Here is a 14,873-nt window from a genome sequence, read left to right on the forward strand (position 1 = left end):
TGGATTGAGAAAGGCAGTTAGACACGATGAGTGAATATTCACGGGCAAACTATGGCGCAACCACGCTGGATATGTCCGCAGACGCGGGTTTGCGCAAATTCATGCTGGGCGTTTACAACAAGCTGGGTCTCGGCTTGGTGTTGTCCGGTATTCTGGCCTATCTGACCTCGGCCTACCCGCCGGTGCGCGATGCCATGTTCAACATCCAAGATGGCTATCTGGTCGGCTACACCCTGTTGGGTAATATCGTGCGCTTTGCGCCGCTGGTCATGATTTTCGGCTCGATGTTTGTGATGAAAAACCCCAGCGCCGCGGCCGCGAACCTGCTCTACTGGGCCATGGTTGCCACCATTGGTGCAGGCCTGGGCGTATGGCTCTTGGTGTATACCGGTGAATCGGTAGCCCAGACCTTCTTCATCACCTCAGCGGCCTTCTTTGGTCTGTCGCTGTTTGGCTATACCACAAAGCGTAACCTGCAAGCCTTTGGCAGCTTCCTGATCATGGCCGTCATCGGCCTGATCCTGGCGATGGTCGTTAACATGTTCCTGAAATCAGGCATGATGGCGATGATCATCTCTGGTATCGGTGTTTTGATCTTCTCTGGCTTGATCGCCTATGACACTCAGCGCCTGAAGCTACAATATTACCAATTGGGTGGTGATCAGCGTTCTATGGCGGTTGCGACATCCATGGGCGCGCTGAGCCTTTACATCAACTTCATCAACCTGTTCCAATTCTTGTTGATGCTGTTGGGTAATCGCCGCTAAGCGATCCTAACTTTGATGACAAAAACCCCGGTCCTTTGGGCCGGGGTTTTTTTGTGGGCTCTACCGTGTTTAGGGCGTCAGCTTCAACAATAAGCGATCAAAGACCCGCATCACCTGGGCCAGATCATGACCCCGCTTTAAAATCGCCCCCGTAGCGGCAACCACGCGGTAAGCCCCCTGCTTATGGGCATCCTTGGGTGTTTTGATAATGCGATAGATCGGCACTTCGGCGGCGTGGCGAAAGATTGAAAACTCCGCGCGATCCTTCAGGCCATCAATCGCATAATCGCGCCATTCCCCGGCCGCCACCATGCGTCCATAGACCCACAAAATCTTATCCAGCTCTTCACGCTGAAACATCACGATCTCGGGGGATGATTTCGAGAAGGGTGTTGCACTCATCTCACACCCTTTTGGTGCAGGCTAAACTCAAATACACGTCATACCCTTATTCTTACTGACATTTCATGAAGCGCCACAATACCGCCTTATTTCGGTCTTCTCTGCGCCTCATCCCATGGCCATCTTCATTCCTGTCGATCGGTCGGGACGACGCTAGGTCCTGGTTTCACAGCCCCCCCAGCCCCCCGGATTTGGCGACTGGCTGATCGACACCAGCTTCCCCCCATTTTACCCGCTCATGCAACTGCAATCTTTCGGGAACGCTTTTAGACCTTTGTGGATTATCCTTAGGGTGAATTATGCTGAGATCGTCTTAGCGTCACACCTAGCCAGCCGCCCTAAGACAGGCTATCGCTAAGAGCATCGGGAGAGGGTGGATCACGCGGGCATGCTCGCACGGTCCAGATGAGACGAGGCGTCGATGATCATCGCAGATTCTTTGGTCAAACGCTTTTCCAATCAAACAGTTGTCAAAGGCGTTTCGTTCCAGGTTGAGCGTGGTGAAGTCCTTGGCGTGTTAGGCCCCAATGGTGCAGGCAAATCGACCACCTTGCGCATGTTGGCCGGATGTTTGGAGCCTGATGGCGGCCAAGCCAGGCTGAATGGCTTTGATAGCGCCCTGCAACGCCGCGAAGCGCAAACCTATCTCGGCTATTTGCCCGAAGGGGCCCCGGCCTATCCCTCGATGACCCCGCTCAGCTATGTGCGCTTTTGCTTACGCGCGCGCGGCTTTTCTGGCTCTGCCTTAAAAGACGCCGCCGATCACGCCTTGGAGCGCGCACGCATGGGCAAGATGGCCCATAAATCCATCAGCGATCTTTCAAAGGGCTATAAGCGGCGCGCGGCGCTGGCCGCGGCCATTGCCCATGATCCACCGATCCTGATCCTGGATGAGCCAACCGATGGCTTGGATCCTAATCAGAAAGACGCCGTGCGCGCCTTGATGGCTGAAATGGCCCCAAAAAAAGCGATCATCATTTCCACCCATCTTCTTGATGAGGTGGAGACCATGTGCTCACGCGCCATTGTCATCGCCGATGGCGAAGTGCGCGCCAATGCCAGCCCGCATGAGCTGATGCATTTGGGCCGTGAGGTGAGCCTGGCGAGTGCCTTCCGCACCCTGACCGCCCCGACGGAGCCCCTCCACACCCCTTCGCAGATCTGCCATCATGGGGATGGATCATGACCGGGCTTTATGCGCTTTATCGCCGCGAATTGGCGGCCTATTTCCAGACCCCGCTCGCCTATGTGTTTTTGAGCGTCTTCGCGCTTGCCGCGCCGGGTTTCACCTGGCAGGCCGGGGCCTTGTTTGATACCGGGCGCGCCGATCTGGCCCCCTTGTTCGATTACCTCCCCTGGCTCCTCCTGTTCTTAATGCCCGCGCTCGCCATGCGCGCCTGGGCCGAGGAGCGTGATCGCGGCACGTTAGAAATGCTGCTGGCCACCCCGATGAGCCTATGGTCTGCGGCCGGCGCGAAATTCCTCGCCGCCTGGACCATGGCGGCCTGCGCCCTCATCCTTACCTTTCCGCTGTGGATCGCGATGAATTATCTGGGTGCACCCGATAATGGGGCCATCGCTACGGGCTATGGCGGGGCGTTATTATTGGCCGGAGCCTATCTCGCCTTAGGTCAAGCCCTCTCGGCGACCACCCCCAACCAGGTCATAGCCTTCGTTCTGGGGGCCGGGGCCTGCTTCCTCGTTACCATAACGGGTCTACCCTTTGTGTTCGATATGCTGGCCGATCATTTACCCGGTGCCAGTGCGGAGGCCTTGGGCGAGCTTTCTGCCCTTGCCCGCTTTGAATCCCTACGCCGCGGCGTCGTGACGCTTCGTGATGTGCTTTATTTTCTAAGCCTGATTGGCCTGGGTCTCACCTTAAGCGTCACCTTGATTGATGCGCGCCGGGGAGGGGGCCGATGAATAGCGCGCGCCATATCGCCCTCGTCACCCTGGCCCTGATCTGCGGCTTTGTCGGGCTGAACCTGCTCGCCGGTGTCTTGACCCAGAGCGTGCGCCTGGACCTGACCGAGCAGCAGCTCTATCGCTTAAGCCCCGGCGCGCGTGATATCTTGCAGGACATTGGCGAACCCATTGATCTGGAGTTCTATTATTCGCGCGCCGACGCCGCGCAATATCCCGCCATCCGTGCCTATGGGGCGCGCGTGCGCGGCCTCTTACGCACCATCGAAGCCGAGGCACGCGGGCAGATCCGCCTGCGCGAAATTGATCCCAAACCCTTCAGTGAAGACGAAGACGCGGCCATTGCCGCGGGCCTGACCCAGATCCCAGGTGAAGGGGGCACGCCGTTATTCTTTGGGCTACGCGCCACCAATTCGGTGGATGATGCGCGTATTGTCGATGTGTTTGATCCCAGTGAAGAAGCGCGCCTGGAATATGATATCCTGCGCCTGATTGCAGAGCTGGATCGGGCTGATACGCCCCATATCGCGGTTGTCTCCAGCCTGGCGCTGGAGCCCGTTGAGGGCGGGGATAATCATCCCTTGGTCGCTGAATTACAGCGCGCCTATCAGCTGACTTGGCTGGATCGGGACTTTGAGACCCTTCCCGAGAGCACGGATCTATTAGTCGTGTGGCATCCCGGCCGCCTCACCGATCATCAGCTTTATCTGATCGATCAATTTGCCCTGCATCAAGGCCGCATCCTCGCCATCCTCGACCCCCTGGCCCATATGGCCTTGAAACCGGGCCGCGATGGCCTGCCGCCGATTGATGCGCAGCGCAGCTCCAATCTGGGCAATCTCTTGGGCCAATGGGGTATGGGCTATGACACCACCCAAGTGGTGATGGATCGCCAGCAAGGCCTGCCCGTGCAAGTGGTTGAGGCCGATGGTCGTCCGCGCATGCGCGCCTATCCGCTGTGGTTCTCCGTTCCGCAAGCGGGCCTCGCCGCAGGTGATCCCACCACCGCCAATCTCAGCCGTGGAATTAATCTAGGTTCGCCGGGGCTTCTTTCACCGCTCGAAGGCGCTTCGACGCAGTTTACGCCCTTGATGATGACCAGCGATGAGGGCGCGGTGCTGGATGTCGATATCGTTGCCACCTCGCCTAGCCCGGATGACGTTGCCCGCCTGTATGAAGGTTTGGATCTGGGTCAGCAGATTTTGGCGGCGCGCCTGTCTGGCGTTATCAATACGGCCTTCCCCAATGGCCCACCGGCGCAAACCGATGCGCGCCTGATCGAGGCCGATCATGCCGAAATCTCTGATGGTCCGGTCGACATTATTGTGATTGCCGATGCCGATTGGCTCGATCCGAATTTCTTCCTCAGCGGCGATCAGATCGTTGCCGATAATATCACCCTAGCGCTCAACTGGCTTGATAGCCTGGCTGGGGATCGCGCCCTGTTGGGTCTACGCTCGCGCGCGTCATCCATCCGCCCCATGGTGCGGGTCGAAGCCCTGCGCGCCGAAGCCGAAGACCGGTATTTAGAGCTGCAAACCCAGTTCGAGACCCGCTTGCTCGAAGCGGAAACACGCTTGCAGGCCTTGCGTGAACAGGGCAGTGCCTCGGCCCTCACCCGTGGTGAGGATGAAAGCGGAGCCAATGCCGAGGCCCTACGCCAAGAGATTTTGGAAACCCGCGCGCGTTTGCGCGATATTGAGCGCGGCTTCCATCGTGATATTGATGCGCTGGAGCGCCAGCTGATGATTTGGACCCTTTGGGCACCGGCGGGCGGTATTTTGCTGATCGGTTTGATCGTCTTCTTCATCCGTCGTCGGAGGCGCGCATGAGCCCGGCTCAGTTCAGATTACGCCTTGCTCTCGGCGGGCTCTTCGTCGGTTTCAGCCTGTTGGTGCTGGGCGTGTTAGCGGTTTGGCATGATGCCAGAACCGATACCCGCCCCGATGTTGCCGGTCCCGTTCTGCCGCTATGGCGTGAGCAAGCCAGCCAAGCGCGCACATTGGAGATCCGTACCCGTGATCAACATCTCGTTCTGCGCCGGCAAGACGGCGTCTGGGTTCTGCCCTCACGCGGGGATTATCCCGCCCTTTCCAACGTGATGGGGGAGCTGGATGAATTTCTCACCACGATCCATTTTGAAACAGCGTTAACACGTGATCCGGATAAATATGCACGCCTGCATATTGGTGAGCCCAATCAAGGCGGTTATGGCCTGGCCCTCACCATTAAAGATGATAAAAACCAAGCCCTTGTCGATGTAATCTTCGGCACGGGCGAGCGTAATGACGGCCTCTATGTGCGTGAACGTGGCGGTGCGCGGGTTTATCGCATTTCCGGCAACTTGCCTGAAGGCCTGAATGAGACCGATCGCTGGTTGGGGCTCGATTTCCTGAATATTGATCCCGGAACGATTGCGCGGACACGCATTAATCCTGAAGATGGCCCGGACTACTTCTTGATGAAACCGGGTGCGGGCAGCCGCAATTTCGTCTTGCGTGAACCGCGCGGCTGGCGCCTTCTCACGGCGGGCGCGGCCAATGGCCCGGCCATCTCCTCCACGCGCCTACGCTTTCGCGATGTGCGCCCCTTATCCGACTTTGCCGATCAGATTGCCGTCGCCCATCATAATGCCGTGACATTTACTGGCCTATCGCTGGATTTTGACTTCTATCAAGTCGGCCAGACCCGCTGGGTCGCGGTGAAAGCCGAAGGGCGAAGCGATGATGCGTCCGGCATGGCGATGCTGATCAATCGACGTGCTGAAGGCTGGGCCTTTCTGGTCAGTGAAGATGCTTATGAGCGCTTGGCCAGACCCTTAAGTGATATGGCAGAGTATAATCCGGCGCGCACTTTTGAAGATGCAGCACAATCCCTATCTACCGGAAATAACTAATTCTCGGGGCCTGCCCCGTCAGAGCCGGGGAAGCGTCCTGATCATGCGTCTTAATCAAATCACCTTGCCCGTCAGCGACATGGATCGTTCGCGCGCCTTCTACAGCGCCTTGGGGTGCCGCCTGATCGTCAAAACCGATCATTATTGCCGCTTTCTGGCCCCTGAAGGCGACACAACCTTATCACTCAGCCTGACCGATCAGCCCCTTCATCCCGGCGCGGTGATCTATTTCGAATGCGAGGATGTTGATCGTGTCGTTGGCGCGTTGGAAGAAGCGGGCTTTCATTTCGCCTATGGCCCGCGTGATGAAAGTTGGCTATGGCGCGAAGCCAAGCTAGAAGATCCAGACGGTCATCTGATCAAGCTCTACCATGCCGGGATCAACCGCCTCGATCCGCCTTGGGAAGTCGGGGATGAGACTTAAGGGCGTGCAGGAAAGAGTGCGGCCGCCAGAATGCGTCCGCCGCGTTCGGCCTGGACTAAAATTGCCCCGCGTATATGACCATCCTGAGGAAATTCGGGCAAAGCGAATTCATCTTCGCCGCCATCCCAGGATCCAATTTGGATAAGGCTACGCGCCATATTGAAATGCGGTGTGGACCGCCCGGCATTGGCCCCGCCCCCGATGGCGCGCCATTGCTCGCTCTCTTCATAGGTCACCATCCACACTTCGGCCGGTTGAGAAAGGCGCGGTCCGGACAATATCAATTCATAGCCCTCATGGCCTGAATGAATGTGCGCTTCGGCGCTCAAAGGCTCTTGATGGTCAATGAAATCGAGGATTTCGCTGGGCTTGAATTTCAGCTTATGGGGATCGCCATTGACGACAAAATGCGGAGTGAAGACGCGCATCGCCTCGCCGCGTTCCACATAATCATGCTGGCGTGCGACAAAATCAGGGACGGAAAACTCATCCTCCCAGCCATACATATCCCAATAATCGACCCCATAGGCGATGGCGATAATGTCGGGACGGTCTGACAAAGTCCCCAAGAACGCATTGGCATCGGGACACATCGGACAGCCTTGCGAGGTGAACAGCTCCACCACCACCGGATGGGGATGCCATTCCTTCATCGCGCTTTCGACCAAGCAATCATCATGATCATGATCATGATCATTAGAAGGGTCGGTATGCGAACGCGGCGGTGGGGAGCTGGCTTCGACACCGCTGGTCACAGGGATGTGCGTCATCAACCCAGCGGGAATCGGGCTGGCATCGTCCCAGAGAGGCTGGGCAAACAGGCTGAGGGCAAGAAGTCCGATTATCATCATGTGGCCAAACTAACCCAAGGGCGTGAGAATGCCGAATCACACACGCGTTATAAACCCTTCTGCACGGGTCACTTTATGCATACAACATAAAGCCCCTGGCGATGACGCCAAGGGCTTTTGCAAAAAGTCTTACGAAAAATGGCGCTTATGCGCTGGCGCGTTGACGCAGAACATAATGCAGAATGCCGCCATTTTTGTAATATTCCAGCTCATTCTCGGTATCGATACGGGCCAAAAGCTTGGTGGTTTTCACAGAGCCGTCAGCGAAAGTGATCTCCAGATCCAGCTCACAGCGTGGGGTCAGGTCTTCAATGCCTTTAAGGGTGACAGTTTCAGACCCGGTAAGACCCAGGCTCGCCCAGCTTTCCCCATTTTGGAAGACCGCAGGCAGAACCCCCATCCCGATCAGGTTTGAACGGTGGATCCGCTCAAAGCTCTCGGTGATCACAGCTTTCACACCCAACAGGCGCGTGCCCTTTGCGGCCCAGTCCCGTGAAGACCCGGTACCGTATTCTTTACCGCCGAAGACCACCAAAGGTGTGCCTTCTGCCTGGTATTTCATGGCCGCATCATAGATGAACATCTCTTCGCCATCGGGCTGATGCTTGGTTACACCGCCTTCAACGCCTGGAACCATTTGGTTCTTGATGCGGATATTGGCAAAGGTGCCGCGCATCATGACATCATGATTACCGCGGCGCGCGCCATAGGAGTTGAACTCCAACGGTGGCACACCATGCTCTTGCAGATATTTACCCGCAGGGCTGTTGGCTTTGATCGAACCGGCCGGAGAGATGTGGTCCGTGGTGATAGAATCGCCAAACAGACCCAGGATCCGCGCACCTTCGACGGAGGCTGGTGCGGTAACATCGGTGGACATACCTGCGAAGAAAGGCGGGTTCGCGATATAGGTTGAGCTTGGCCAATCATAGGTGAGACCCGTCGAGGTCTCGATATTCTGCCAATGCGCATCGCCTTTGAAGACATCGGCATAACGCTCGGCAAACATTTGCGGGGTAACGGCCTGGCGCACCACTTCAGCAATCTCGCCAGAAGATGGCCAAATGTCTTTGAGGTAAACCGGCTCATTCTCATCATCATAACCGATCGGATCGCGCGTAATGTCAACATTCATTGAGCCCGCAATCGCGTAAGCGACAACCAATGGCGGTGAGGCCAGATAGTTCGCACGCACATCCTGGCTGACACGGCCTTCAAAATTGCGGTTACCAGACAGGACCGAAGTTGCCACCAGATCGCCTTCATGGATCGCTTTTGAGATCTTTTCTGGCAATGGCCCGGAGTTACCGATACAGGTCGTACAGCCATAGCCCACCAGGTTGAAGCCCAGCTTATCGAGATCATCCTGCAGCCCCGCCTTGGCGAGATAATCGGTCACGACCTGAGAGCCCGGCGCCAGAGAGGTTTTCACCCAAGGCTTCACAGTGAGGCCACGCTTGACGGCATTACGCGCCAACAGGCCCGCACCCAGCATCACGGACGGGTTAGAGGTATTGGTGCAAGAGGTGATCGCGGCGATCACCACATCCCCATGACCTATGGTGTAGTCTTCACCCTCAACCTGAACGCGCTTGGCCGCCTCTTCCATTTTCTTGAACTCGCTGTTCAAGGCATCGGCGAACGCATCAGCGGCTTCAGTCAGGATCACGCGGTCTTGCGGACGCTTCGGACCGGCCAGCGCAGGCACAACCGTGGCCATGTCCAGCTCCAGCGTGTCGGTATAAACCGGCGTATCGGTACGGTCCGGGCGGAACATGCCTTGAGCCTTGGCATAGGCTTCGACCAGCGCCACGCGCTTAGGATCACGGCCCGTGGCTTTCAAATATTCCAGCGCCTCGTTATCGACCGGGAAGAAGCCACAGGTCGCACCATATTCCGGTGCCATATTGGCGATAGTCGCCGCATCTTCCAAAGACAGGCTGTCAATGCCTGCGCCGTAAAACTCGACAAATTTGCCGACAACGCCTTTTTTACGCAGCATCTCAACCACGCGCAGAACCAGATCGGTCGCGGTCGCGCCTTCGGGCATTCTTCCAGTCAGTTTAAACCCGATCACCTCTGGGATCAGCATCGAGACCGGCTGACCCAACATGGCCGCCTCGGCTTCGATACCGCCCACACCCCAGCCCAGAACGGCCAGGCCATTGACCATGGTGGTGTGGCTGTCAGTCCCTACCAGCGTATCAGGATAAGCGTAGGTGACGCCGTCTTCATCTTTGGTCCAAACGGTTTGGGCCAGATATTCCAAATTCACCTGGTGGCAGATCCCGGTTCCAGGAGGAACCGCGCGGAAATTATCAAAGGCACCCGCCCCCCAGCGTAGGAATTTATAGCGCTCAGCATTGCGCTCATATTCACGCTCAACATTTTTCTGGAAGCTGTCTTCACTGCCGAAATAATCCACCATCACAGAGTGGTCGATGACCAAATCAACGGGGACCAGCGGGTTGATCGACTTTGGATCGCCGCCCAGCTTCGCCGTCGCATCGCGCATCGCGGCCAGGTCAACCACGGCCGGAACGCCGGTGAAATCCTGCATCAAGACGCGCGCGGGACGGTAAGCGATTTCGTGCTCGGATTTGCCGGTCTTGGTCCAGGCGGCAATCGCCTCAATATCGGCCTTCGTGACAGTTTTGCCATCTTCGTGGCGCAGCAGGTTTTCCAAAAGCACTTTCAGCGTGTAAGGCAGCTTGGAGACGCCTTCCAGGCCATTGGCCTCGGCTGCGTTCAGGTCGAAATAGACATAGGTCTCGCCATCGACATTCAGTTCGCGGCGTGACTTAAAACTATCAAGAGAAGCCATCATGAGGTTCCTTTTGCGATAGAGCCTGAACCCAGCTGGGTCAGGCGAAACGGACGGAAGGTCTTCACAGCCTGAGGGGTGGCCGTCAAAACGGGTCCAGAAAGAAGGGTCTGACCCGCGTTGTAGCGCCGAGACTTCGCGCCTGCAATGCGTCTGACAGACTTATCTGCGTGTGAAGCACTATTTATCCCATATTCGGGGGCTTTTACAGTCCATTCAACGCTGACACCCCCCGCGTCAGTCTGCCATTTGCACGAAATGAGACTTTATGCCTAAAAGGGTGTTTTCCAATGCCCGAGCCCGGCCCCGTCATGTTTGAGACTTCCCTTATTCTTAAGGCGCTTTGCGTGGCCCGTGCCGGTCGGGTCTTGATGCGTGATCTTACGCTTAGCCTTGAACCGGGTAGCGCTCTGTTGCTGACCGGGCCCAATGGGGTGGGTAAAACCAGTTTATTACGAACACTGGCCGGACTTTTAGCAGCCCAGAGCGGTGAAGTGCATTATCAACGCGCAAGCCTGCGCGAAGACGCAGCACATAACGCCAAACCCCAGGCCCAATCCCATGAAGATGCGGTGGCCTATCTCAGCCATGCCGATGGCCTGAAAGCGACAGAAACTGTCGCCGAAGCCCTGACCTTTTGGCGGACTTTACATGGCGCGCCGGACATCCCTGCGCGTCTCGTTTTGAAACAGGTAGGGATGGAGCGCTTATCCCGGCGGCCCTGTGCGCGTTTGTCTGCGGGGCAAAAACGCCGCGTGGCTTTAGCGCGGGTGATGATCAGCCATCGACCGATCTGGATCCTGGATGAACCTGCCGCCCCGCTGGATACGGCCGGGCGCGCGCTGCTGGCCGATCTGTGCCAAGGCCATCGCGATCAAGGCGGTATTGTCATCGCCGCCACCCATGTCGATCTGGGCTGGACCCAGGCTCAGAGCCTCGATCTCGTCCCACTGCAGGCAGAGGGGATCCGCGCATGACCTTTGTGGCGCTTTGGGCGCTCTTCAAACGTGAAGCCAAGCTCGCCTGGGCGGGCGGGGGCGGGGCCGCGGGGCCAGCCGCCTTCAATCTCGCCGCGCTCGCGCTGGCACCCCTCGCCATGGGGCCCTCACCAGAGCTCTTAAGCCAGGCCGGTCCGGGTATTGTCGCCTTCTCACTCCTGCTATCGACCTTACAACCGGCTGAGCGTTTGTTTGGCGATGATGTCGGTGATGGCACGCTCGATCTTTATGCGTTGTGTGGACAGAGCCTCACCCTCATCAGCCTGGTCAAGACCTTGGCCTTTGCCTTCGCCGTCTTTTGGCCCGCCCCGATGATCGCCCTGATTGGCGGGCTTGCCTATGGACTTCCCTTTGAAGCGGCGGCGACATTGGCCTTCGGATTAAGCCTTGCCATTCCCGGCCTTGCCATGATCACCGCCTTTGCCGGGGCGTTGGCGGCTGGGATCAAACGCTCCGGGCTGTTGATCGCCCTGATCGCCGCGCCATTGCAAACCCCGCTGCTCATCTTTGCGGCTGGGGCCGGGCGCGAAGCGCTCAACGCCACCGGGCGCGCCGATGCCAACCTGCTTTTGACCTTGGCGGTCAGTCTGATGCTGTTGGTCTTAAGCCCCGCCGGGATCGCAGCCGCGCTCAAAGCGCGCCTCGACTAATCTCCTCAAAATCGCCATGGTTATGCACCAAGCGGGCTTTGAGATGGCGCTCAATCGCGCCTGCCCGAGAACAAGGATTACGCTCTAATGATGATGCGCACTGCGCTTTTGTCTCTTGGCCTGTTGGCACTTGGCGCATGCGAAGCCGCTGCGCCAGAGGCAACCTCACCCCCCGCCACGCCAAACTTGGATCAGATAGAAATTTCGCAGCGTAATGATGCCGGTCAGGGCGAAGCGCATTTTCCTGATCTTTCCGCGCACTTCCCCGGGCTTCATGCCTATCTCAACGATCACGAAACCCGCGCCGTCGGGCAATTCCTGGCCGAAGCCGAGCAAGCTCAAACCAGCCTTGCCGAAAACGATCCCGACTATCCCTTTATGACGTGGGAATATGGGGCCACTTATGAGGTGAGCTGGATGGATCGCGATTTCATCTCGCTCAACGTCCATCATTATACATTCACCGGCGGGGCTCATCCCAATCCCGCCCTATCAGGTCGGCTATGGTCGAAAGCGGCGGGGGCGTTTATCGGCTTGGACGCGCTGTTTACTGATTTGAGCGAGCAATCCCCGGCCCGTCTGACCCTCGCTAAGGCCGTCTATGAGGCCATCATCGCCGCACGGTTAGAGCGCAATGGCGATGAAGCGATTGCGCGCGATCCGTTCTGGACCCGCGATCTGAACAGCGAGCATCTGACCGATTGGAGCTTCGTTCTGACCCCGGCGCGGGATGATCCCCAGAAGATCGGGGCCATCACCTTTGTCTTTGGTCCTTATGTCGTCGGCTCCTACGCGGAAGGCATGTATCAGGCGCAAATCCCCCAAAGCGTCTTTCACGACTTTTTGACCCCCGCCTGGCAGGCCCGCTTTGGCGGCGAACCCGCAAGTGAGCCCCGCAACACCGCCCCCTAGGATCTAAGCGTACAAGGGGGTGCGGCGCATGGACGCTTGCACCCCAACCCCACGCCGGTATATCACCGCCTTATGTGGTCTTATTTTGCAAATCCTGATCGTTTTGATCATCTGGCGCGCCGGGCTCTGCCGATATGTGCGGGCGTGAGCTTTCTTCTCTTCGCCATTGGCCTACCTTGGGCGTTGATCTTTTCACCGCCCGATTATCAGCAAAGCGAAAGCGTGCGTATCATGTATGTCCATGTGCCCGCCGCCTGGCTGGCCATGTTCGCCTATGCCGGCCTTGGCGCATCCAGCTTTGTCTATTTCGTCTGGCGCCACAATGTCGCTGATGTCGCCGCCCAGGCCATCGCACCGCTTGGGGCCGCCTTTGCCTTTCTCTGCCTGGTCACCGGATCTCTGTGGGGTAAGCCAATGTGGGGGGCCTGGTGGGTGTGGGATGCGCGCCTGACCTCCATGCTGGTGCTGTTCCTGCTGTATCTGGGTTATATGGCGCTGCGCGGGGCCATCGAAGATGAGAAGCTGGCGGCACGCTCGGCCGCAATCCTCGCCATGGCCGGGCTGGTCAATCTGCCCATCATTAAATTCTCTGTCGATTGGTGGAATTCCTTGCATCAAGCCGCCAGCGTCTTTCGCTTCGATGGGCCGACTATTGATGCCAGCCAGCTTTGGCCGCTTCTGATCATGGCGCTGGCCTTCACCTTCCTCTATCTCACCCTCACCTTGATGCGCATGCGCACGGTGATCGTGGAAAAACGCGCCGCCAGCTTGGAGCGCCGTCTGGAAGCCCAAGGAGTAAATCTATGAGCACCTGGCTCGCCATGGATGGCTATGGGGTTTTCGTCTGGGCCTCTTATGGCCTAACCGCCGGGGTCACTGGCGCGCTGATCCTTCTCAGCATGCTACGTCACGCCAAGGCCAAGGCGCATCTGGCTGACCTTCAAGCCGAGATCGAGGGATTATGAGCCGCGTTTTACTATGGGCCCCGATTGCCTCTGTCCTGATCCTGATCGTGGTTTTTGCCCTTGCGCTGAACAACCCGCGCGAGGATGTGGGCCAAGATCCGTTGATCGGCCATCCCCTGCCCAGCCTGCCTTTAGAGGCGCTACCGGGTGGGCAAATCTTTGACCCGGCCACGATTGAGGGGCCTTATCTTCTCAATATCTGGGCATCTTGGTGTGCGCCCTGCCGGATTGAGCACCCCATGCTAAGCGAGCTGAATGACGCGGGCATCCCCATCTATGGCATTATCTATAAGGATAAACCCGAAACTGCGGGTGCCTTCTTAACCGAGCTGGGTAATCCCTTCACCGCCTTGGCTGCCGATCCTGAAGGACGCGCCGCGCTGGAACTGGGCGTCACGGGCGCGCCAGAAACCTGGGTGATTGATCAAAACGGGATCGTGCGCGCACGCTGGCGCGGGGCCATCACCCGCAATGTCTGGAATGATTTCCTGGCCCCGCCCTATCGCGCGGCCGAGCGCGGGGAATAAAATCAAAGACGGATGAAAAAGGGCTGGGATCAGCCCTTTTTCTTATCTTTCTTCTTTTTCTTATCTTTTTTCTTCTTGCCTTCGCCCTCATCTTCATCGGTGACGGCTTTGATGGCGGCCTTGGCCTTTTTGGCTTCGACTTTCAATTCGCCTTCATCCAGCTCCATCGCGCGGGCAATGCGGGTCAGAGCCTCCACGAAATTGGCGCGCTTGTTCTTGGGCAGCGCCGTTAAGATCGCCTCATCGGCGGCAATCGCCCCAGCGCGCGCATTGGCCAGCAAAGCAGATCCTTCGTCCGTCAGACGCACCGCATTGGCGCGGGCATCGCCCGGCGCGCGCTCTCGCAGCAACAACCCTTTCGAGGCCATGCGCGTCACCAATTCAGCCAAGGTCGAACGATCAATGCCGGTCGCTTGCACCAATTGGGTCTGGGTCAGGCCCTCTTGCGCGGCCACGGCACTGAGCACCGCAAACTGGCGTTGGGTAATGGTCACCCCGCCGGTGGCATCTGAAAACCGGTCAGCGGCAAATTGCTGTGCGCGGTGGAGCAAATGCCCCGGTGAAAGGGAAAGATCGAATACCAGCTCTTCACTCATCGCTTTCGCCTCGTTGTTTACTCCGTATCATGGATGCATATTAGCGATATTTCTTCAGAATACAATGAAAAATCGTTCTGAATACGGAGAGGATTGAGCATGCGCACAATGAACTGAGATATTGTAATATCAAAACAA

16 protein-coding genes are annotated in these 14,873 nt (G+C 57.7%); 12 read left to right on the plus strand and 4 right to left on the minus strand.

Going from position 1 to position 14,873, the window contains the following annotated elements:
• Positions 1-26 precede the first annotated feature (26 nt).
• Positions 27-767 (plus strand): Bax inhibitor-1/YccA family protein, encoded by a 741-nt coding sequence (locus H151_RS0103730; protein WP_019960295.1) that lies wholly within the window; start codon positions 27-29, stop codon positions 765-767.
• Between the two features lie 69 nt (positions 768-836).
• Here H151_RS0103730 and H151_RS0103735 read toward each other — a convergent pair whose 3' ends face one another.
• Positions 837-1,169, minus strand: a complete 333-nt coding sequence (locus H151_RS0103735; RefSeq protein ID WP_019960296.1) for a DUF2794 domain-containing protein — start codon at positions 1,167-1,169, stop codon at positions 837-839.
• A gap of 421 nt (positions 1,170-1,590) precedes the next feature.
• On the opposite strand from H151_RS0103735, the gene H151_RS15390 reads away from it, so the two are divergent.
• From H151_RS15390 to H151_RS0103760, 5 genes are read left to right on the plus strand one after another with little or no spacing between them, the layout of a single operon-like run.
• Positions 1,591-2,355 (plus strand): ABC transporter ATP-binding protein, encoded by a 765-nt coding sequence (locus H151_RS15390; protein ID WP_019960297.1) that lies wholly within the window; start codon positions 1,591-1,593, stop codon positions 2,353-2,355.
• Positions 2,352-3,092: an ABC transporter permease gene (locus H151_RS0103745; protein ID WP_019960298.1), complete on the plus strand. Its 741-nt coding sequence runs from the start codon at positions 2,352-2,354 to the stop codon at positions 3,090-3,092. Before H151_RS15390 ends, H151_RS0103745 begins: the two co-directional genes overlap by 4 nt.
• Positions 3,089-4,924, plus strand: coding sequence for a Gldg family protein (locus tag H151_RS0103750; protein ID WP_019960299.1), 1,836 nt, complete (start codon positions 3,089-3,091; stop codon positions 4,922-4,924). Before H151_RS0103745 ends, H151_RS0103750 begins: the two co-directional genes overlap by 4 nt.
• Positions 4,921-5,988, plus strand: coding sequence for a DUF4340 domain-containing protein (locus H151_RS0103755; RefSeq protein ID WP_019960300.1), 1,068 nt, complete (start codon positions 4,921-4,923; stop codon positions 5,986-5,988). Before H151_RS0103750 ends, H151_RS0103755 begins: the two co-directional genes overlap by 4 nt.
• A gap of 43 nt (positions 5,989-6,031) precedes the next feature.
• Positions 6,032-6,412 carry a VOC family protein gene (locus H151_RS0103760; protein WP_019960301.1) on the plus strand — a complete coding sequence of 127 codons (381 nt, stop codon included), beginning with the start codon at positions 6,032-6,034 and terminating at the stop codon, positions 6,410-6,412.
• On the opposite strand, the gene H151_RS15395 is transcribed toward H151_RS0103760, so the two are convergent.
• Together H151_RS15395 and acnA are read right to left on the minus strand one after the other, a co-directional pair.
• Positions 6,409-7,263: a DUF1223 domain-containing protein gene (locus tag H151_RS15395; RefSeq protein ID WP_019960302.1), complete on the minus strand. Its 855-nt coding sequence runs from the start codon at positions 7,261-7,263 to the stop codon at positions 6,409-6,411. The genes H151_RS0103760 and H151_RS15395 overlap by 4 nt on opposite strands.
• A gap of 145 nt (positions 7,264-7,408) precedes the next feature.
• Positions 7,409-10,090, minus strand: a complete 2,682-nt coding sequence (gene acnA, locus H151_RS0103770; RefSeq protein WP_019960303.1) for an aconitate hydratase AcnA — start codon at positions 10,088-10,090, stop codon at positions 7,409-7,411.
• A gap of 308 nt (positions 10,091-10,398) precedes the next feature.
• Here acnA and ccmA point away from each other — a divergent pair, with 308 nt between their 5' ends.
• The 6 genes from ccmA (at position 10,399) to H151_RS0103800 (ending at position 14,139) form a co-directional block, all read left to right on the plus strand.
• A complete protein-coding gene (ccmA, locus tag H151_RS15400; protein ID WP_083918440.1) occupies positions 10,399-11,064 on the plus strand; it encodes a heme ABC exporter ATP-binding protein CcmA in 666 nt (221 codons plus the stop codon).
• Entirely contained in the window at positions 11,061-11,735 is a 675-nt protein-coding gene (locus H151_RS0103780; protein ID WP_019960305.1) for a heme exporter protein CcmB, read from the plus strand. The genes ccmA and H151_RS0103780 overlap by 4 nt, the downstream gene beginning before the upstream one ends.
• Positions 11,736-11,822: 87 nt before the next feature.
• Positions 11,823-12,647, plus strand: a complete 825-nt coding sequence (locus tag H151_RS16835; RefSeq protein WP_019960306.1) for a DUF3298 and DUF4163 domain-containing protein — start codon at positions 11,823-11,825, stop codon at positions 12,645-12,647.
• Between the two features lie 72 nt (positions 12,648-12,719).
• Positions 12,720-13,454: a heme ABC transporter permease gene (locus H151_RS0103790; RefSeq protein ID WP_019960307.1), complete on the plus strand. Its 735-nt coding sequence runs from the start codon at positions 12,720-12,722 to the stop codon at positions 13,452-13,454.
• On the plus strand, positions 13,451-13,612 hold the full coding sequence (ccmD, locus tag H151_RS17295; protein WP_019960308.1) for a heme exporter protein CcmD: 162 nt from the start codon (positions 13,451-13,453) through the stop codon (positions 13,610-13,612). The genes H151_RS0103790 and ccmD overlap by 4 nt, the downstream gene beginning before the upstream one ends.
• A complete protein-coding gene (locus H151_RS0103800) occupies positions 13,609-14,139 on the plus strand; it encodes a DsbE family thiol:disulfide interchange protein (protein WP_019960309.1) in 531 nt (176 codons plus the stop codon). The genes ccmD and H151_RS0103800 overlap by 4 nt, the downstream gene beginning before the upstream one ends.
• A 29-nt stretch (positions 14,140-14,168) precedes the next feature.
• On the opposite strand, the gene H151_RS0103805 is transcribed toward H151_RS0103800, so the two are convergent.
• The gene (locus tag H151_RS0103805; protein ID WP_019960310.1) at positions 14,169-14,735 is read right to left on the minus strand and encodes a MarR family winged helix-turn-helix transcriptional regulator; all 567 of its coding nucleotides are present in this window, start codon (positions 14,733-14,735) and stop codon (positions 14,169-14,171) included.
• Positions 14,736-14,873: the final 138 nt, after the last annotated feature.

The sequence above is a fragment of the Woodsholea maritima DSM 17123 genome (assembly GCF_000382325.1).
Lineage (GTDB): Bacteria > Pseudomonadota > Alphaproteobacteria > Caulobacterales > Maricaulaceae > Woodsholea > Woodsholea maritima.